The sequence below is a fragment of the Bradyrhizobium sp. 172 genome, assembly GCF_023101065.1.
Lineage (GTDB): Bacteria > Pseudomonadota > Alphaproteobacteria > Rhizobiales > Xanthobacteraceae > Bradyrhizobium > Bradyrhizobium canariense_D.
In genome coordinates this window covers 344,397-364,132 of the sequence record NZ_CP064701.1, presented here as the reverse complement: position 1 = coordinate 364,132, position 19,736 = coordinate 344,397, and the positions used below count along the sequence as shown (strand labels likewise).

Below are 19,736 nucleotides of genomic sequence, written 5' to 3'. Positions count from 1 at the left end.
CCGCCACCGTTCAGTGAGCCAGGCAACATCGGTCCTTGCTCTTCGCGGCAGCTTTTCCTAGGTCTGGCAGCACGCAGGAACGTCTCGGATTTGGCGCGGTTGCCCAGCGGGGCGGCAGAGAACGGCAACGATGCTTGAAACCGATACCTTGCTGGTTAAGTGCCCGAACTGCGGCGCCTGGCCGATGGCCGCGAACCTGCCGAAAAACCTTTCACCCGGTGTCGAGCTCGAATTCAGATGCTCGCGGTGCGCTCAGCATGAGCTCGGGCGTTTGCGGCGTCCGAGCTTATCAGGCCCAGCCGAGCGGGTGACGTGAGACCAGCAATGGATCTACACGAACAATGGCCGCGGAACGGCCATTCACTTCGCGACTTGACCATCGCGAGCGTCGATTTTTCGGAGGAGAGATCATGAAGACCATCTTTGCGGCTGTCTGCCTGCTGTCACTGGCGTTGGCCTCGCCGGTGCAAGCGAAGGGGTGCATCAAGGGCGCGATCGTCGGCGGTGTTGCCGGCCACATGGCGGGCCATGGCAAGCTCGGCGCGGTGGCGGGCTGCGCGGTGGGCCATCATGAGGCTAACAAGCAGAACGGCAACAACCCGAACAACTCGAACGCGCAAGCTCCGTCCGGGCAGAAGTAATCTATCGGGGCTCCTTCGGCCCCCGGCGAGCGCGAGCCTGCCGGCGGCACTATCCAGACGACCAGCTCGAGCGCATCGCCTGGTCGGGAGAAGGTGGGTGGCGCTCCTCAATCTCGCTCGTCCGCCCGGTCTTAGAACGACCTGATCGGATGGCGGGCGGAACGCTGCCAGCGCTCCGTTGCGCCTCAGCATCAGGAGTGCCGGGCAACAGCGGCTGGGCTCATGCGCTCTTTGCGCCGGGCCAAGTGATAACCTGACCTGCCACCACCAGCCGATCGCGACCGCTTTCCTTGGCCGCATAGAGCGCCCGGTCTGCTGTCGCGACAAGGGCGTCTTCGGTGACACCCTGGATGGGGTTGTTGGTGGCGCCTCCCAGGCTGACCGTGACAAACTTGGAAGGCGGATTCAGCGCGTGCAACATGCCTAGCTCGCGCAGCGCCTTCCGAACTCGCTCACTCACCTCGGCGCATCCGTCGGCGTCGGTGTTGGGCAGCAACAGCGCGAACTCCTCGCCGCCGTACCGAGCAGCCAGGTCGGCGGGCCTGCGAACCTGCTCAGCCAAAATCCTGCCCAGCGAGCGCAGGCAGGCATCGCCTGCCTGATGGCCGTATTGGTCGTTGAATTTCTTGAAGTGGTCCACGTCGATCAGCAGCAAGGAAAGCGGCGTTTCATCGCGCTTGGCCCGGGCCCATTCCTCGGCAAGACGTTCGTCGAAATGGCGACGGTTTGCAAGTCCGGTCAGACCATCGGAGGTGGCAAGAGTTGCCAGCTTGTCCTGCAGATCCTTTTGCTCAGTCATGTCCCGTGAGATGGCGACCACTCCGTCGATCTCGTTGCTGAGCGTGGACCGGGTGACCCGCAGCGCCGTCTCGACCCAGATCTCGGACTTCGCCCGAGTGCGAGTCCGGTAGATGATCCGCGCCTCTTCGGCTTCGCCCGACTTGAGGGAGTTGATGGCCTGCTCCAACCGGGACCGATCCTCAGGATTGATCCCAGCAAGCGCCGGCGTGCCGAGCAGCTTGGCAGGCTCCCACCCGAGAACGCGCGTACAGGATGGCGAGACGTAAAGGATTCGCTCGTCCAAACCGATGCGCATGACGATGTCGCTCGACTGCTCGGCCAAGAGGCGAAAGTCCGCCTCCTTCGCCACCAACGCCGCCGCCATGCGTTGGCGCTGCGAGAGGTAGCGCACCAGAAAACACCCGATGAGCGCGATCGCCAGTGTGAGGCCGGAGACGATGCTCATGCGCACGGCCGCCTGCCGGCGCCGCGGCTCGAGAACGTCTTCCTCTGCTTTGGTGGCCACCGTCAGGATCGGATAACGCGTGCTCAACCGATAGAAACTCAGGCGTTGCCGGCCATCGATCGGAGACTTGAAGTAGTAGACGCTGGCACTGGGTCCGTTTCCCAAGTTCGAAAACAGCAGCGACTTGGAGAGGTCCCGCCCCACATAAGCGCCCTGGTCGTCGCCGCTGCGCGCCAACATGATTCCGTCGGCGCTGAGTAGGGACACCGCGCCGTTTGGACCAATGTCGAACTGCTTGTAGAATTCGGCGAAGTACGCGACGTCGATGCTGGTCAGCACAACACCAGCGAAACTGCCGTCCGGATGATTGAAGCGCCGAGACGCGGTGATGATCCACTGGCCGCCCGAACGGCTTTTGACAGGTCGGCCGAGCAGTGTGCCGCGGTCAGCACTCGCGCGGTGCTGCTGGAAGTAGTCGCGGTCACTGTTGTTCAGGCCGGCCAGATCGACGTCCTCGGTGGTCGCCAGCCAGCGGCCGGTTTCGTCGTAGACGAAGATGCCGCGGATCCGCTTCCTGTTGTATTTGCGAGCCTGAAGGAAGGTCTGGATCTTGGTCACTGCGCCGGCGCTCGTTCCGCCGATCTCCATGCGATCGACCATGCCAGCCAGGATGGTGTCCGCAAGTTCGAACATGTCCTCGGCGTGCTGGGTGAGCGAACTGGCCAGATTGGCCATGTCCACTTCCGCGTTTCTCAGGTCGACCTGGCGAGCTTCCCATTCCCGCCATCCGCTCAGGGTGAGGATGGCAACGCAAGCCAACGCGACAAAGCCCGCGACCCATAGCGGGACGCGGGACTTGCCCACTTCTCGGCGGCTGGTTGACATCTAGGAGGCGGCTCCGTTCGCGGCACGTTCCCACCGAGGTCTTAATGTCGGCTTGCCTGCCCGGCAGCGGCAGGCGAGGTGGTAAACGCCTCCTCTCCAAGTCGCTCACGGCCTTCGTGAGAAGCTGCGGACGGAGTGAGCGATTGGTTTGACCTCACAGAAGCGCTGCCCCTGCCGCGCTGCGCCGGAGGGGTTCTGCCGCCGAGGAATGGGGCGAAAAAGGAACGGTCCCCGCGCGCTGGGAACGCACAGGACCGGTTGACTCGACAGACGGAGGCGAAGCCGTGCGTCTTGCAGAAGTCTGCGGTTGTGGAGTTAACGATCCATATCGCAGTTCCATTCGGCGATATTGCGCAGTGGAGGATAAAAGGCTCGTCCGCACTGATGTGGCCTCCGTGTGCAGGCCAGGCCAGATTGAAGACGCCCGCTGAGTGACGGAGCGCGAGGTGCAGGGGTGCTGCCACTGCCGGCTGAGCTATGTCGCTGCGGGTCCAGGGTGGCGAAGATGTGAAGGGGCGCGACTTCCAAAGCGAGTCCGCTCGTGGGATGCTAGGTCCATGAATCTGCGCGGGCTGCTCAGAGTTGCGTTCGCGGTCTTGGTGACCGCCGGTTTGACGTTGGCGCCCTTGGCCGCGCCGGCGGCAGCCGCGCAAGCTCGCTCGGACAGCATGAGCGACATGTCCGTGTCGGCCGACATGCCCTGTTGCCCCGATGAGCAGAAAAGCACGGGCTGTCAGGACTGCCCGCTGGTTGCGATGTGCGTCCTGAAGACGGCCCAGGCGGGCCTCTCCGAGACCGCCGCCCTCCCGCTGCGGCACGCCATCCGCACCACGCACTTGGTCGCGGACGACGTAATCGGCGACGGTCTGACCCGTCCACCTCCCCACCAACCCCCTCGAACCCTGGGCTGAACGGCGCTCTACGCCGATCGCGTCCGTGCGCTTCACGCGCGCGGATGATGCACGCCGCTTCGGCGGCGCATTTGGGACATTCGAGGACCAGAAAATGAAGACCTCTACCATCGCGCGCGCCGTCGAGGCGGCGTTGATCGCTGCCGCAGTCGCAGGCACAAGCCCGGCCGCACTGGCCGATATCAAGGACTACAAGTTCGAGCTCGTCGATCAGTCGGTCCAGGCCGGGCCCGACAAGGTCATCACCGTCAAGCTCGTGAACACAAAGAACGGCAAGCCTGTGCCCGATGCCGTGATCTTCGCCAGCCGTCTGGACATGGCTCCGGACGGGATGCAGGAGATGGCGACCAAGGTCACGCCCATGCCGGGAACGGAGCCGGGCACCTACCGCTTCAAGGCGACCTTCGGCATGGCGGGGCGGTGGCAGCTTTCGCTCGGAGCCAAAGTCCAGGGCGAGAGCGGCACCGTCGAGAACAAGCTCGTCATCACGGCGCAGAAGTGACCCGCGCCCTCACCGCAAGTGTGGCCGCCGCGTTCATCGTGGCGGCCGGCATCGCATTCGTTGTCACCGGCCCGCAGCGGCTGGCGGCGCGATCCGCCGCCCTGATCGGCCCCGCTGCGGCCGAAGAGCGCCGCGCCCCGATCTACTACCAGGATCCGGACGGCAAGCCATCGTACTCGCTGGTGCCGAGGAAGACGCCGGACGGCCGCGACTACCGCGCGGTGCCGGCCGGCGCCGATGTCAGCTTCGACGATGACCAGGCGGCAGCCCCGACGACTACAACGGCCGACGGCTCCGAAGATCGCAAGATCAAATACTACCGCAATCCCATGGGCCTGCCGGACATCTCGCCGACCCCGAAAAAGGATTCCATGGGGATGGACTACATCCCTGTCTATGAGGGCGAGGACAGCGATGATGGCTTCCTCAAACTGTCGCCCGGAAAGATCCAGCGGACCGGCGTCAAGTCGGAGCCCGCAGCAATGCGCGTGGTCCGGACCGCCGTCAGGGCGCCGGGCACGATCGCGCTCGACGAGCGGCGGATTTCAGTGGTCGCGATGCGGGCGGAAAGCTTCATCCTGAAGGTGGCGGACGTGACGACCGGATCTCACGTCGTGAAGGGGCAGCCGCTGATGGAGGTCTACAGCCCATCCGTCTCCTCGGCTGCAGCCGAGTACCTCACCACCATCACCTCCAAGACGACCAGCGGCGACGTCCAGTATGGCCGTGGATCGCGCCAGCGCCTGATGAACCTGGATGTGCCCGACGCCGCGATCTCGGCGATCGAGAAGAGCCGGACAGTGCCGACCTCGATCGGATGGACCTCTCCGCGCGACGGCATCGTGCTGGAGCGCAACGCCGTCGAGGGCATGCGCGTCGAGCCCGGCGGAGTCCTGTTCCGGATCGCGGATCACTCGACGGTGTGGGCCTTGATCGACGTCGCCGAACGCGACCTCGGCATGATCGCCAAGGGCCAGCCGGTCACGGTGAAGGCGCGAAGCTTTCCCGGACGGGAGTTCACGGGGAAGGTCCAGGTGATCTACCCGGAGATCAACAAGGAGACCCGCACCGCGCGCGTCCGGATCGAACTGCAGAATCCGGACCTGATCCTGCTGCACGACATGTACGTCGACGCGAACATCGACACCGGCAGCGGCGAGGCCGTCCTCGCGGTGCCGGAGAGCGCGGTCATGGATACTGGCAGCCGGCAGGCCGTGTTCGTCGACAAGGGGCAGGGTCGGCTGGAGCCGCGCGATGTCAAGCTCGGCCACCGGGGCGGCGGGTTCGTGGAGGTCCGGCAGGGCCTCGCGGAGGGCGACGCCGTCGTGGTCTCGGCGAACTTCCTGATCGATGCCGAAAGCAACCTGAAGGCCGCGCTGAAAGGCTTTGCCGAGGGGGCGCAGCAATGATCGCGCGCCTCATCGCCTGGTCCGCCCGCAACCTGCTGCTGGTCCTGTTCGGGACCGGCTTCGCCGCGGCGGCGGGGCTCTACGCTCTTCTGCATCTGCCGCTCGATGCCATCCCGGACCTCTCGGACACCCAGGTCATCGTCTACACGGAGTACCCCGGCCAGGCGCCGCAGGTGATCGAGGACCAAGTCACCTATCCACTGACCACGGCGATGCTGACCGTGCCCAAATCGAAGGTCGTCCGTGGTTTCTCGTTCTTCGGCGTCTCGTTCGTCTACGTCATCTTCGAGGACGGCACCGACATCTACTGGGCGCGCTCGCGCGTGCTGGAATTCCTCAACGGCGCGAGCGCGCGCCTGCCCGCCGGCGTCACACCCACGATCGGTCCCGACGCGACCGGCGTCGGCTGGGTCTACCAGTACGCGGTGATCTCGAAGGAACTGAACCTCGCCGACACCCGGACCATCCAGGACTGGAATCTGAAGTTCGCGCTGGCGAAGGCCGAGGGGGTCGCCGAGGTCGCGAGCGTCGGTGGGTTCGTCAAGCAGTACAACGTGATCCTCGACCCGCAGCGGATGCGCGACCGCGGCATCACCATGCAGAAGATGCGCGACGCCATCCGCGCCAGCAATGCCGACGTCGGCGGTCGGACCGTTGAACTCTCCGAGTTCGAGTACGTCATCCGCGGCAAGGGCTACATCAAGTCGATCATCGACCTCGGCGACATCGTACTGAAGACCTCCGGCGGCACGCCGGTGCTGCTGCGCGACGTCGCCCGGGTCGAACTCGGGCCCGACGAGCGGCGCGGCATCACGGAGCTGAACGGCGAGGGCGAGGTCGCCAGCGGCATCGTGCTGCAGCGCTTCGGTCTCAACGCTCTGGAGGTCATCCAGAACGTCAAGAAGTGCTTCCAGGAGATCGCCTCCAGCCTGCCGAAGTCGGTTGAGATCGTGCCGGTCTACGACCGCTCCAACCTGATCTACGCGGCCATCGACACGCTCAAGCACACGCTGTTCGAAGAAAGCGTCGTCGTGGCGCTGGTCTGCATCGTGTTCCTGCTGCACGTCCGCAGCGCGCTTGTAGCCATCCTGATGCTGCCGGTCGGCGTTTTGATGGCCTTCGGCGCCATGAAGCTGTTAGGCCTCGGCTCCAACATCATGAGCCTCGGCGGCATCGCGATCGCGATCGGCGCCATGGTCGATGCGGCCATCGTCATGATCGAGAACGCCCACAAGCATCTCGAACGCGCCGAGCCGAGAAGGTCCAGGATCGACGTCCTGATCGCCGCCGCCTCGGAGGTGGGGCCTGCACTTTTCTTCAGCCTGCTGATCATCACGGTGTCGTTTATGCCGATCTTCACGCTCGAATCGCAGGAGGGGCGCCTGTTCAGCCCACTCGCGTTCACGAAGACGTTCTCGATGGCGGCCGCCGCCCTTCTGTCGGTGACGTTGGTGCCCGCACTGATGGTGATCTTCGTGCGCGGGCGGATCGTTCCGGAGCAGAGGAACCCGATCAACCGCTTCCTGATCTGGATCTACCGCCCCGTGATCAAGGGCGTGATGCGCGCCAAGGCGCTGGTGGTCGTGCTCGCGCTCGCCGCGCTGGCCGTCAGCATCTGGCCGGCGCGCCAGCTCGGCACCGAGTTCATGCCGAACCTGAACGAAGGCACGCTGCTCTACATGCCGACGACGCTGCCGGGCATCTCGGTCACGAAAGCCGCCGAACTGATGCAGACCCAGGACCGGATCATCCGGTCGTTTCCGGAAGTGGCCTCGGTCTACGGCAAGGCGGGTCGTGCGGCGACCGCGACCGACCCGGCCCCGTCCGAGATGTTCGAGACGATCGTCAACCTCAAGCCCAAGGAGGAGTGGCGCCATGGCATGACCATCGACGGGCTGATCGCGGAGATGGATAAGGCGCTGCAATTTCCGGGCGTCTCGAACGCCTGGACCATGCCGATCAAGGCCCGCATCGACATGCTGTCGACGGGCATCCGGACGCCGATCGGGGTCAAGGTGATCGGGACCGATCTGGTCGAGATCGACAAGCTCGCGAAGCAGATCGAGCAGGTGCTCAAGGCGGTGCCGGGCACCTCCTCGGCGTACGCCGAACGCGGCATTGGAGGCTACTATCTGGAGGTCACGCCGGACCGGACTGCGTTGGCACGCTACGGCATCATGGTCCAGGACGTGCAGGACACGATCGCGACGGCGCTCGGCGGCCAGACGGTGACCACGACCGTCGAAGGCCGGCAGCGCTTCACCGTCAACATGCGCTACCCGCGTGATCTGCGCGACAATCCGCAGGCTATCGCCAACGACGTGCTGGTGCCGATGCCCGCCGGCGGCGCTGTGCCGCTCGGCGAGGTCGCGAAGGTAGCCCCTGCACGCGGGCCGACCTCGATCCGGACCGAGAACGGGCAGCTCGCGACCTACATCTACGTCGATATCCGCGACCGCGATCTCGGCGGCTACGTGGCCGATGCCAAAGCCGCCGTGCAGGCCAGCATCCAGTTCCCTGCCGGCTACTACGTGATGTGGAGCGGCCAGTACGAATACCTGGAGCGGGCCACAGCGCGGCTGAAGATCGTCGTGCCCGTGACGCTGCTGATCATCTTCCTGCTGCTGTACCTTAACTTCCGCTCAATTAGTGAGACGATGATCGTGATGCTGTCGCTTCCATTCGCCTTGGTTGGCGGGCTCTGGCTGATGTGGTGGCTGGGCTTCAACCTGTCGGTGGCGGTCGCGGTAGGCTTCATCGCGCTCGCCGGCGTGGCCGCGGAGACCGGCGTCGTCATGCTGATGTATCTCAACCAGGCGCTGGCGGAGACCGCGGCGAGGCGCACCGCCGAGGGGCGGACCGTGACCCGCCGCGATCTCTACGACGCCGTGATGGAGGGCGCGGTGGAGCGCGTGCGGCCCAAGATGATGACGGTGGTCGCGATCATGGCGGGGCTGCTGCCGATCATGTGGAGCACCGGGACCGGTTCCGAGATCATGCAGCGCATCGCGGTCCCGATGATCGGCGGAATGATCTCATCCACGCTGCTGACATTGGTCGTGATCCCGGCGATCTTCGGCCTGGTCAAGGGCTTCCGCTTGCCTCCCGAAGACAACACCAAGGGACAAGCGCCGGAAGTGACGAAGCCCACCGTATTGCGTTTGCTGGAGCCTGCTGGGTGAGGTGAGAAGGGGGTTTTGTGCAACCCGCCGAGCATAGCCGATTGAGCAGACGAACCCCTCTATTCTTCGGCCAAAGCAGCTACTATTGGGCCCAGGAGCGCCAACGCGTCCACCGCGCCGTCGTCTTCACCCTTCTCGAAGTCCGCGCCCGTTTGAGCCATCGTGTTCGTCACGTGAGCGACGCAGAGAACCTTGCTTCCCGTGGCGGCGGCGAAGGCGTACAGCGCGGCCGCTTCCATCTCGACCGCAAGTATTCCCCGGTCCGCGGCTGCTTGAACGGCCTGGCTGGTCTCGCGGAACGGGGCATCCGTGGTCCAACTTGCGCCCGCGATAGTTCGCGGTGCGCCGTGTTTGATTGCCTCTTTCGCGACTTGCAGCAGGTGAGGACAAGCGGTGGCGTACTCCGAAGGCGGAACATAATGGTAGCTCGTTCCTTCGTCGCGCAACGCCCGCTCGATGATGATGAAGTACGGCGGTTCACCGGCGGCCACGATCTGCCCAGCTGACGTCAAGCTGACCAGGAGGCGACAACCGCTGGCAAACAATTCCTCGGCGACAAGAACGGCGAAGGAGGCCCCCACAGCCCGCCCGACGATGCCGACCTCCCGTCCGGCAAGGGAGAACACATCGAGCTCGGTGTGATAGCATGGCCATCCTCCGAAGGGCCTTGCGCGCCCGGTACGGCGAAGATGGCGCACAAGATCGCCGTCCGGATCGAGCAGGCAAACGGAGGGGACGCCGACCGCCTCCATGTTCTTCTGTCGCCGTGCTTCCCGCATCAAGGCAGCCGGCATGAAGACCGAAGGAGCCGAGGGGTCCTTGTTCTCAAGGATCGGGGGAATCGCCATCTATGCACCTTGGATCGATGGAGGGACGGAAGCCATGAACGACCTCGACCGCCAGGCTCATTGGCAGAGCGTATACGCGACGAAAGCGGAAAGGGAAGTAAGCTGGTTTCAGGAGGATCCGGCTCCATCGCTCGATCTCATCGCCGAAACCAGCATCTCGACAGACGCGCCCATCATTGACGTCGGAGGCGGCGCTTCACGGCTGGTTGATGGCCTGCTGCAACGGGGCTTTACCCGGATCGCGATCCTGGACCTCTCCGCCAAGGCGCTCGAAGCAGCCAAACAGCGGATTGGTCGCCGCGGCGAGGCGGTCGCCTGGATTGTTGCGGACGTCACCACCTGGAATCCTTCGGATACCTTCGACCTCTGGCATGATCGAGCCGCTTTCCACTTCCTGACGGACCCCGCCGACCGCGATGCATACATCGCGTGCCTGAAGAAAGCGGTTCGCCCAGCCGGTCATGTGATCATCGCGACGTTCGCGCCCGATGGTCCCGAAAAGTGCAGCGGGCTGCCGATCGTGCGGTACGATCCCGAGGCACTTGCCGCGACGCTGGGGCCCACCTTCGAGCTCGTCGGCTCTCGGCGGCATCATCACTTGACCCCAGGCGGCAATACGCAGCAGTTTCAGTTCAGCCGCTTTCTGCGAAGATGACGGGGTATGAAGTGGCCGACGACCAGAAATGAAAGGCCTGGCAGCGCACCGTACTAGGCGGGCCGGTCTGGCAGCTGGCCTCCATCGGCTTTCTGCAAGTCCAGAACTCTAGGTCAACGGCGCGATATCCTCCTTGACGCCCCGGGCAACGATCCGGAGCGCTCCGTCCGGAAGCGGCCGCTGCAGCTTTAGGGCTTCCTCGGCAGGCGCGGTCATCCAGGTTTCGACCTCGTCAGGCGTCGTGAGGATCACCGGCATCGCCTTCGGGTGGATGGCGCCCACTTCGGCGTTGGGCTCCGTCGTCAGGAACGCGTAGAGGTCGTTGGTGGTCTCGCCTTCCTTGACCTTCCGGACCGACGTCCAGTTCGACCAGATGCCGGCGAAGCATGCGAGCGGACGAGTCTCGTCGAGTGCGAACCAGATGTCGCCGCCCTCGGTCTTGTTGAATTCGCTGAACGAGTTGAACGGCACCACGCAACGGTTCTCGACGCCCAGCCATCGGGTCCAGTGCTTCGATTTCACATTCCGGATGTTGGTGGTTCCAGAATCCGGCTCCATCCGGAGCAACTCCTTGAAGTCGACGGTTTTGCCCTTGGCCTGCAGCTTGTCGGCCCGCTTCTTCGTGGCGTCCATGAGCGCCTTCGACGACGACGGCATGCCCCAGCGCGCGGTAACGAGCTCCCGGCCCTCGGCGCCGCTCCGGACGATCGGCGCCTCGTAGTCCGGAAAGACGCCGGGCATCGGCGCCAGGTTGCCGACGTACCGGTTGACGACGCGGAACAGCGCGCTGATGGCCGCCTGATTGGTGGTGATCGAGTACAAATTGCAGATGTGGACGGCCCCCCACTTGTCAGGATTGTAGCAGACTTTTGGCCAGATCGCTTGCTATCAGATGTCCGGCCTGTTTGCGCGGACAAAGCCCGCTGGCCGAGATGGTGTTCGCTACGCACGCTCCAAGCACATGGGCGACATTCTTAGTGCCAGTGTAATCTTCGGAAGCTCGCGCGTATCGACCGATCGGTCCTTCCATCTACTGCGTCCTGCAAGTTCGTGGGCAATCCGCCGAGCAACCTCGCTCGCGGGCCGATTTCAGATCAAGTCGGCATGGCGGCTACCGGCTGCTTGTACACGCCACCCGATATCATCAGGCGCCAAGCGATGCGGGCAAACTTGTTTGCCAAGGCCACCGCGACCAACTTTGGCGGCTTTCGCCCCAGCAGCGAAGCGAGCCATTGTGTCGGCTTATGACGGCCCTTTCGGATATGCCTCAGCAGTGCGGTTGCACCGACGATCAACGTCGATCGCAGTATAGAATCTCCGGCCTTTGTAATGCCGCCGAGCCTTTGCCGGCCGCCAGTTGAATGATCCTTGGGTGTCAGCCCGAGCCACGCCGCAAAGTCGCGACCCGATCTGAACGTCTCGGGCGGCGGCGCTTTCATGCTGAGCATCGACGACCCAATCGGACCGACGCCTGGAATTGTCGCAATACGCCTGCTGATGTCATCCTCGCGATGCCACTTCATCAGCTTGGCCTCGATCTTCGCCAGGCGAGCTTGGACCGCGGCATACTCGTCAGCCTGAAGGCGGAAGAGATCCCGCGCCATTTCCGGCAGGCTTTCGTCTTCGAGCACACGTTTGATGAGTGCCGCGACGTTCTGCTGGCCGGCGGGCCCGACGATACCAAACTCAGCGGCATAGCTCCTGAAAGCATTGGAGAGCTGCGACTTCACGCTGACCAGGCGTTCCCGCACAGTCATCAACATGCAAGCCGCTTGCCGTTCCTTCGACTTCACCGGTACGAACCGCATGCTGGGCCGGGTAACCGCCTCGCACAGTGCCTCGGCGTCGGCCGCGTCGTTCTTGCCGCGCTTCACGTAAGCCTTCACGTATTGAGGAGGGATCAGCTTTACCTCGTGCCCGAAAGATTGGAGCAGGCGCCCCCAATGGTGCGAGCTGCCGCAAGACTCTATGGCGACGAGAACCGGCGGAAGCCGCTCGAAGTAGCGGATCATCTCGGCTCGCCGAAATTGGCGCCGGACAACCACTACCTCATTTTCATCAACACCGTGAAGCTGGAACACCGACTTCGAGGTATCCATGCCGATACGAACGGGAATATTCATTAGACTTTCCTCTCATCTTTTCTGTGACGCCGAGAGCGCCATCAAACCGTGGGGATGAGAGGCCGTCCACACCAGCACAAGGTCAGGTCTCCGGATCCGGATGCCGGGCCCGCTGCGCCAGCTGCAGCAGGGTGGCACCCGGCCGGCGCCCGGCCTTAGCACACTTGCTGCAGCGGAGACGGCCGGCCAGGTCGTGGACGAAAGTGGTCGGCGGATGGTGCAGCGCGGCCATGTCGACGTCCCGCTTCATCTTGCAGCGCGAGCATTCGATTTCGACCCAAGAATGGCCGCCGCTGATGGCCTGGTCGATCGTCGGCGACGGATCGATCGGACCGCCATCGGCCCACATCCTTTCGTTCCAGGATTCGCACAGGAGCCGATCTGCCGTCCCGATCAGAGCCTCGCCCTTGGCCCGGGCTTCCGCCGACTGCGCCGCCAGAATCGAGGTCATCGCACGGGCGCGGCCGAGCTCCTTGGCGAGTGCCTTGCGGTCTCCTCCGGAGAGAGGCGTCGGATGGTGCTTGGGGGCCATGGGCCGTGTCGCCGCCGAGCTAGGTGCCGTCGAACGACGGCCAGCAGCCGTCTTCCTCATGGCGCCCGGTCCGCTGGGAGCACGTGTTGTCGAGCAAGCGCTGGCCAACCTGCCCCCATGTTGCGTCCGGACCGTACAGGCGAGTGGCGTCGGTCTTCTGGATCTCGACCATCCGGCCGCAGCGCCGGCAGCCCACCCTCAGCAAATGCTGGGGAATTTGGCTTAGCCCCAGCAGGCGTCCAGACGCGTTTGGGCTTGGACAGCCGCCGTCGGCACGCGGGTCATCCAGCAAGGCCTGCCAGTATTCGGGCGGCAAGTCGCCGTCCGGAGCCAATCCACGCCTGGACGGGGCGTTTCTGCCGACGGCGGCGGCCATCTTTTCCATTTGAGCGCGGGTCGGCATGCGCCAGCTGGCGGGGCGATCGGTCATGCCATCATGAGAACACAACAAGAACGCAGAGTCGAGTCCGAACGATTGAGATCAAGCCCGCTAGGGGGCGACGTTGAAATCGTCCGGGCCGAAGTACAAGACGTCGATGTTGCCGGGCCGACGCGACACTTGGGCCCGCGCCAAGCCGACCCGTTCACGATTGAGGGCGGCCTCCACCGTGCCGAGCGGCGCGCCGTCGGCAGCGAGCACCCGCGGGTGAGAGTTGAAGTCGTGGTGGATTTGGACGGGTGTGCCCGGCGGCGGCGGCATCGCGAGCCACGTCACCTTCGCGGCGTATCCGCGTTTCCCCCACGTACGGTTATCGCTTCGCCGGAATGTCTGCAGGAACTCGGACCACATGGCGTTCGTCTCGACCGTCGGCCAATCGGCGCGCGCGCTCCTCGCGACGACGTCCTTCGATGCCAGCCATAGCCGCAGTTCCTGGCCGTTGCCGAAGGTGGCGCCGGTGTCGGTCACGGCCTTGATGGCCGCGAGCCGGGAGTTGAAGCCCGCCTGGATGAGGATCGAGGCGGACCTGTTCAGCGTTCCGGTCTCCACGGCGGAGACCGCATGGCCGAGCTCGAAGTCGGTCATCCCGTGGCCATCGACCATGTCGCCATGGGCGGCGGCGCGGACCCGTACGGCCTCGAGCGCCCAAGGCAGCCGGAAGACCAGTCCGCCCTCGACGAACTGCAGCGTTTCCGCCTCCCGGCCGACCGCCATGGTCGCAAGCGGCCGACCAAGCAGCCACGCCCGCAGCACTCCCTGCCAATCGTCCGGCATCGTATCGGGGGTGAATGGATAGAACGCGAAGGCGAGTTCGGCGATGCGGGTGATTGCGGTGATGGCCGTCTCGGCCTCACCTGTCAGGAGCGCCGTGTTGGCTTGGACCAGAAGTGGGTTCGCCTCCGCCGCGATGGCATCGAGCGCATGCCCGGCGGACAGCCCCACGCCGGCGAGGAAGTAGCCGCGCCGGTCCGTCGCGTTCGATTGCTTCCAGATCAGCCGACTGCGCGAGACCAGGCCGGCCCTGAAGATGCGCCGGGACGGCTCGTTGTAGCGCTGCAGGCGCCGATGCCAGAGGGAGGACTGGAGAATGTCGTCGAGCGCGGCTCCGATCGCGTGGTCCGGGACGTCGTTCTCGCCGATGAGGCTCAGTATGGCGGTGTCGAGGGTCGCGATGTGCCGTTCCCAGTCGGCGAGCGCCTTTTCGCGCGCTTCCGGGCTCTCGCGGGCGACCTCGGGAAAGCTCCATGCCGCGGCGTTGTTGACGACGTATTCCATCAACTGGTCTATGTCGCCGCCGATGCGGGCGTGCATCCTGTTCAGGAGCGCGGTGATCAGCTGGATCAGCCCGCTCTCCATGTTGCGTGCGCCGAGATCGTCGATCAGCGCTTCCCAATTCTCCCGCTTCTTCCCGACATCGTCGAACATGGGAAACAGCACGACGCCTTCGACGTCGACGTAGGCTCGGCCGGCGCGCCCGATGACGTTCTTGAACTCGGAGACGTCGATCCGTTCGCCGGCGCGATGCAGCGAGTGCATGATCACCGCGGTCGCGGACAGGTTCAGCCCCTGCGCCAGCGTCGGCGAGGAGATGGTGACCTTGAGGACATTATCGCGCAATAGACGCTCGATCTCCTTGCGGTAGGCGGTCGGCAAAGCGCCGTGGTGCAGGGCTACCCCGATGCGGAGGCACTTGAGAATAGGACTGTCCGCTCCGAGCCATTCCTCGCCGAGTGCGATCGCGGTCTTCAGGACGGCGGGCTCGGCCTCGAGCAGCGAGCGAAGCGCGCCGCGTTCGTGCAGGTCGACGATGACGTCGGCGAAAGGCTCCACACTCTTGCGCAACGGGCAGAAGACGAGCACCGTCTGCTTGTCCTCGACCAGCCGCCACGCCGTCGCGAGGCAGAGCTCCCGCTGATCTTGCGGAAACGGGATCTTACGCTGCCGCTTCGGCTTCACCCACTTGGGCGGGCTTGTCCCGACGAGAAAGCGCTGGACCCATGGACGCTCGTCGCCCACGCGCAGGTTCAGCCGCGCCGTCGTCGTCGAGGGCGACCAGACGACCTCGCCGAATCGCAATCGGGTCGGCCGCCAATCGTTCTTGATCACGCCGCCCGGATGGTCCCGCCGAAGCCAGGCGGCGAAATCGTCGAGTTGCTGGCCGTCGGGCAGGATCGCCGATAGGCATACGATACGACGCTGAGCGGCGTCTGTCCGTCGCAGCAGCCGCTGGATCTGCACTTCGTAGCGGACCTCCCGCTCGTTCGGACCGATCATGTGTCCTTCGTCGAACACCAGCAAGCCCACGTCGTCGAGCAGCGTAGGATCGTTGCGGAGCGCGAAATCGAGCTTCTCCGGCGTCGCGACGACGATGTCGCGTTCCCGGATGGCGTCTTCGTCGAACCCGCTGGTGCCGATGCTGCCGTAGAGCGCCGATATGGTCTTTCCTAGCGGGCCGAAGGTCCGCTGCAGAGTGGTTTCCGTTTGCGCCGAAAGCGCACGCAGGGGCGTAACAAAGACCACGCGTTTTCCACCGGCGAGACAGCGCAAGATGCAGAGCTCCGCGATGCGGGTCTTTCCGGCGCTGGTCGGAAGCGAGACGACCAGATCGTCCGATTGGTCCACGGCACGTCCGGCCGCGTCGACCTGTGACGGCCAGAGATCAATCTCCGCCCTGGTGCGGCTCTGCAGCACCGCCATGAACAGCTCGCGCAGCGGCGACCAGTCAGCCGCGACGCCGCCCGCCGGTTCAAGCGGCACCCTTTCGTGGAAGGTGTTCGACCAAAGGTCTCGGATGGTGGCGGAGAGAGTGGAATTCGCCCCCTAACTAGTGCGCAGGCGTTAGTGTAGACCGCTTTGGTGATCAGCGCTTGATCAGCCGCATTTCGCCAGACCTGACATGGGCGTACCGGATCGCCCTTGCGAAGTCGCCATTTCATTGTAAAATGCCCGTCATGCAACCTAGTAATTTCGCAGTCAGAATTTATTATCTTATCGATTTGTAGGGGCAGGCGATGGCCTCGACTACTGACGACCCGCCAGAAACGCGTCCGCGGCAGCGCTTTCCCGAATCGGAAGAAGAGAGGGCGGCGCGGCTCGTCGCATTCGCCCGAGGCATTGCGGCGCCTGCCGCCGGGCACCAGTCCTCCTCGGCGCTCGAGAGCATGGATGACGGCGGACTCCCCGGCCCTGAAGCGCTGCAGCAGCGCATCGTGGCGCAACTCGATGCGGCCGACAGCAACACGGATCTCCCGCAACTGACCAAGGAGGCGATGGCGCGCGATATCGCGCAGTCCGGACACGAGATCGCGACACAAATCCGGGGCGGCGACGCTCGCCTCGCCGACCTCAATCTCGACGCGCTCTCCAATCTCGAGGCGGTGATCCGCGTGGTCGGACGCCCGGCCTGGTACGTGCGCCAAAATGTTCCCGCGCCCGAGGCCGGGGCGGACAGGACGCGGGACGACGAGTTCTGGATCGTCAAGATCGGCAGTGCCGGCAACAAATTGCGCAGCATCTGCTCGCGGGCGGGCGTCGTGATGCTGGACACCGGCGGGAGCCCGGTGCCGTTCGGCACTGCCTGGATGATCGGATCGGATACCATCATCACCAACGCCCATGTTGCAAGAGAATTAGCGCATCAGGACGGTGGTCTACCCGCCGACGACCCGCGGGATCGCTGGCGAATGCAGCCGGGTCACAAGGGAGTGGTCAACTTCGCGTTCGAGCACCAGCGGCCAGCCTCGGATCTCGTTTGGGAGATCGAAGACGTCCTTCATGTCCAGACGTCCGGCGATCCCGACCTCGCGGTCTTCAGGCTCAGGAATCGCACCAAGGCGTTCCCATCGCCGGTTCCCGTGGACCTGCGGTCGCGTGCCGACTGGCGCAGCCTGGACGTCTTCGCGGTCGGACACCCGATCCGGGATCAGCAGAACGACTCCTCCAACGTCGCGCTCGTCTTCGGTGAGCTCGATGCGACAAAGCGCTTCAGCCCGGGCAAGCTGACGGCCGTGCTCGGCAACAAAGTCCTGGCACACGACTGCTCGACCACCAACGGCTCGTCAGGCAGCCCAATCGTCGACTTCGTCTCGCTCAAGGCCGTCGGGTTGCACTATTTCGGGGTACCGGGCGCGCGCAATGAATCGGTGCTGCTTGCCGCGGTCGCGGACCACCCGGCGATCGCGAAGAGCGTCAACAACGCCTGGAGCTGATCATGGCCAATCCCCGCACCAAGCAGGTCCTGGCCAAGATCCTCACGCGCTACGTCCGGCAGGCGAGCGTGCACACGACGCTGGACGCTGTGCTGCCGCTGGACATCACCGGCGATGCCCGGGAGCACTTCATTGAAAATCTGAGGCCCGATGCGCTCAATGAACTGCCGCTCCAGATGGAGGCGCTCACCGAGGAGCTCGCAGCACGAGACCTCATCAATGTCTTCATCCAGACGCTGCTTCGCTCCCGGGCCATGGACATCCGGTTGCAGGGCATCTTCAACGGCACGATTTCCATCAACGACTCCGGCGATATCGACCAGGCCCATCTGCAGAGTCTGGAAAGCCGCGTCAGCCCGTTTCTGAACGCCAAGACATTCGGCGATTTCATGGCCTCGACGCCGCGTCGTGTCTGTGCGATCTGGATCAAGCGCCCCGGTGCGCGAGAAGGCGAGTTCAAAGGAACCGGGTTCCTCATTGCGCCGGATCTCGTGATGACGGCGCATCACGTACTCGACAAGGCTTTGACCGCAGCGGGCGACAAAGAACTCGACGGCGCTGTCGTCAAATGTGTCTTCGACTATTGGGCGAACATCTATCCTCGCGATGTCGAAACCCCGAACGGATCCGAACTGATCGTAGCCGACACTCCGCAAAAATGGCTGGAATGGCACAGTCTCCGGCATCCGTCAGACGGTCGCAGTCACGAATTCCCGTATCCGCCGGACGTCTACGACCGTCTCGATTGCGCGATCATTCGGTTGTCAAGACCCATTGGAGCCGAAGCTCTTGCGGCCGGCGGCGGCCGCCTGCGAGGCTGGATCAAGTTGCCTGACGCCGTCGAACAGATGACGACCGATGATCCTGTTGCCATTCTTCAGCATCCGAACGGTGGACCCCAGGGATTGGACAAGGGGAAATTCGTCAGAGCGGATGCATCGGATACGCGCATCTGGTACACAGCCGAGGCTTCCGGGGGCTCGTCAGGCTCACCCTGCTTCGACCGGGAAACCGGTATCGTCGGCTTCCACAACGCGGGCCGTCCTCCTGCAGCCTACACGGGCGCCACCAAGGAGTGCAATCAAGGCATCCACATTGCTCAAGTTGTCAACGCCTTGCCGCGGAAGCTCAAGGACGCCTCCCGCGACGGCACGATCGGCGAAAGCGCGTTGTGGTCGCTGGCGGATCGCGGCGATCGTCCAATTCCGGTGCTTGGCCGCAAGGACTTCCAGACAGCAGTGCTCAAGCTCTTCGTTCCAAAAGCGGAGAAGCGCATCATCGTCGTCGAGGAGGCGAGCGAAGCGGCGGCAACAGGCAAGTCCGGCAAGACCTTCTCGGCGGGCATCCTCAAGGCTATTGCACGGGACCGTCCGGCCATGGTGCTGGACTTTCCGGCGTCCGAACTTGCCAGGTTCAGCCCTGAGGAATTCATTTTCGAACTGGGCCGGAGGATCGGAATCGATGCGAAACAGTTCGAAACGATGCCGCCAAAGCCGAACGGCGAACGCCAGCTGGCGCGCTGGCTCTCGACCGAGCTGCCGGACTGGTTCGGACAGTTGATCGAACATCGCGCCATCTCGGCGGTCGTCGCGGCGCTCGAACGGCAGGGCGATGCAGGCGCCGCTGCCGGGCAAGCCAACGGCGCGGCCGCCGGGCAGAACGGAGATGCGTCTACCCGACAGCGCGACGCGGCTCCGGCAACAGGCCGCGAACTCGTGATCAAGGAACTTATCTGGATCGTCATCGACGACATCCACAAGACGCCGCCCGAACGCGGCATGAAGGAACTGCTGGCGGGGATGGCCGGCGTCACCGATACGCAACCGGTCTTGCGCCCCGGCTTGAAGGCGCTGCGCTGGCTGATGATCGGCCACGCTCCGGATTTCGTGCGTGATCGCGTCAATGAATACATTCCCGATATCGTGTCGCCGAGCGCCATCGGAAAGGCGGAATGGGTGGATTGGCTGCGCGCCTATTTCGTCAGTTCGGGCCAAGCTGACCGGTTCGACAAAGCCACTGCTCAAGCCTTGTATGACTTCTCCGTCAGCATGCTGCCTGGAGCCAGCGATCCCAGGAGCAGGCTTACTAGCATTGCGGGTGCCGCCGCGCAGGCGATCCTGTCACTTCAGCCTCCGGCCGGAGGAGCATGACCGAG

16 protein-coding genes are annotated in these 19,736 nt (G+C 64.3%); 8 read left to right on the top strand and 8 right to left on the bottom strand.

Going from position 1 to position 19,736, the window contains the following annotated elements; genetic code table 11:
• Positions 1-410: 410 nt before the first annotated feature.
• Positions 411-641 (top strand): hypothetical protein, encoded by a 231-nt coding sequence (locus tag IVB07_RS01595; RefSeq protein ID WP_018455636.1) that lies wholly within the window; start codon positions 411-413, stop codon positions 639-641.
• 220 nt (positions 642-861) lie between these two features.
• Here IVB07_RS01595 and IVB07_RS01590 read toward each other — a convergent pair whose 3' ends face one another.
• Entirely contained in the window at positions 862-2,772 is a 1,911-nt protein-coding gene (locus tag IVB07_RS01590) for a diguanylate cyclase (RefSeq protein ID WP_247767451.1), read from the bottom strand.
• A gap of 557 nt (positions 2,773-3,329) precedes the next feature.
• On the opposite strand from IVB07_RS01590, the gene IVB07_RS01585 reads away from it, so the two are divergent.
• From IVB07_RS01585 to IVB07_RS01570, 4 genes are all read left to right on the top strand, one after another.
• Positions 3,330-3,683 (top strand): hypothetical protein, encoded by a 354-nt coding sequence (locus tag IVB07_RS01585; RefSeq protein WP_247360692.1) that lies wholly within the window; start codon positions 3,330-3,332, stop codon positions 3,681-3,683.
• Between the two features lie 94 nt (positions 3,684-3,777).
• Entirely contained in the window at positions 3,778-4,185 is a 408-nt protein-coding gene (locus IVB07_RS01580; protein WP_247360690.1) for a FixH family protein, read from the top strand.
• A complete protein-coding gene (locus IVB07_RS01575; protein WP_247360688.1) occupies positions 4,182-5,594 on the top strand; it encodes an efflux RND transporter periplasmic adaptor subunit in 1,413 nt (470 codons plus the stop codon). The genes IVB07_RS01580 and IVB07_RS01575 overlap by 4 nt, the downstream gene beginning before the upstream one ends.
• Entirely contained in the window at positions 5,591-8,776 is a 3,186-nt protein-coding gene (locus IVB07_RS01570; protein WP_247360686.1) for a CusA/CzcA family heavy metal efflux RND transporter, read from the top strand. The genes IVB07_RS01575 and IVB07_RS01570 overlap by 4 nt, the downstream gene beginning before the upstream one ends.
• Positions 8,777-8,835: 59 nt before the next feature.
• Here IVB07_RS01570 and IVB07_RS01565 read toward each other — a convergent pair whose 3' ends face one another.
• A complete protein-coding gene (locus IVB07_RS01565; RefSeq protein WP_247360685.1) occupies positions 8,836-9,624 on the bottom strand; it encodes a nucleoside phosphorylase in 789 nt (262 codons plus the stop codon).
• Positions 9,625-9,658: 34 nt separating this feature from the next.
• On the opposite strand from IVB07_RS01565, the gene IVB07_RS01560 reads away from it, so the two are divergent.
• Positions 9,659-10,279: a class I SAM-dependent methyltransferase gene (locus IVB07_RS01560; RefSeq protein ID WP_247360684.1), complete on the top strand. Its 621-nt coding sequence runs from the start codon at positions 9,659-9,661 to the stop codon at positions 10,277-10,279.
• A 108-nt stretch (positions 10,280-10,387) separates the two neighbouring features.
• Here IVB07_RS01560 and IVB07_RS01555 read toward each other — a convergent pair whose 3' ends face one another.
• The 5 genes from IVB07_RS01555 to IVB07_RS01535 form a co-directional block, all read right to left on the bottom strand.
• Positions 10,388-11,110, bottom strand: coding sequence for an SOS response-associated peptidase family protein (locus tag IVB07_RS01555; RefSeq protein ID WP_247360682.1), 723 nt, complete (start codon positions 11,108-11,110; stop codon positions 10,388-10,390).
• Positions 11,111-11,373: 263 nt separating this feature from the next.
• On the bottom strand, positions 11,374-12,402 hold the full coding sequence (locus tag IVB07_RS01550; protein WP_247766646.1) for an IS110 family transposase: 1,029 nt from the start codon (positions 12,400-12,402) through the stop codon (positions 11,374-11,376).
• Positions 12,403-12,484: 82 nt separating this feature from the next.
• Positions 12,485-12,934 (bottom strand): hypothetical protein, encoded by a 450-nt coding sequence (locus IVB07_RS01545; RefSeq protein WP_247360680.1) that lies wholly within the window; start codon positions 12,932-12,934, stop codon positions 12,485-12,487.
• A gap of 19 nt (positions 12,935-12,953) precedes the next feature.
• Positions 12,954-13,364 (bottom strand): hypothetical protein, encoded by a 411-nt coding sequence (locus tag IVB07_RS01540; RefSeq protein ID WP_247360678.1) that lies wholly within the window; start codon positions 13,362-13,364, stop codon positions 12,954-12,956.
• A gap of 60 nt (positions 13,365-13,424) precedes the next feature.
• Positions 13,425-16,070, bottom strand: coding sequence for a DEAD/DEAH box helicase (locus tag IVB07_RS01535; protein WP_247767840.1), 2,646 nt, complete (start codon positions 16,068-16,070; stop codon positions 13,425-13,427).
• A 314-nt stretch (positions 16,071-16,384) separates the two neighbouring features.
• Between IVB07_RS01535 and IVB07_RS01530 the strand changes: the two genes are divergently transcribed.
• Positions 16,385-17,581: a serine protease gene (locus tag IVB07_RS01530; RefSeq protein ID WP_247360669.1), complete on the top strand. Its 1,197-nt coding sequence runs from the start codon at positions 16,385-16,387 to the stop codon at positions 17,579-17,581.
• Here IVB07_RS01530 and IVB07_RS01525 read toward each other — a convergent pair.
• Complete coding sequence (locus IVB07_RS01525) at positions 17,482-18,087, bottom strand: hypothetical protein (protein ID WP_247767450.1); 606 nt, start codon at positions 18,085-18,087, stop codon at positions 17,482-17,484. The genes IVB07_RS01530 and IVB07_RS01525 overlap by 100 nt on opposite strands.
• Here IVB07_RS01525 and IVB07_RS01520 point away from each other — a divergent pair.
• Complete coding sequence (locus IVB07_RS01520; protein ID WP_247767839.1) at positions 18,076-19,731, top strand: trypsin-like peptidase domain-containing protein; 1,656 nt, start codon at positions 18,076-18,078, stop codon at positions 19,729-19,731. The two genes, IVB07_RS01525 and IVB07_RS01520, sit on opposite strands and share 12 nt — an antisense overlap.
• Positions 19,732-19,736 lie beyond the last annotated feature (5 nt).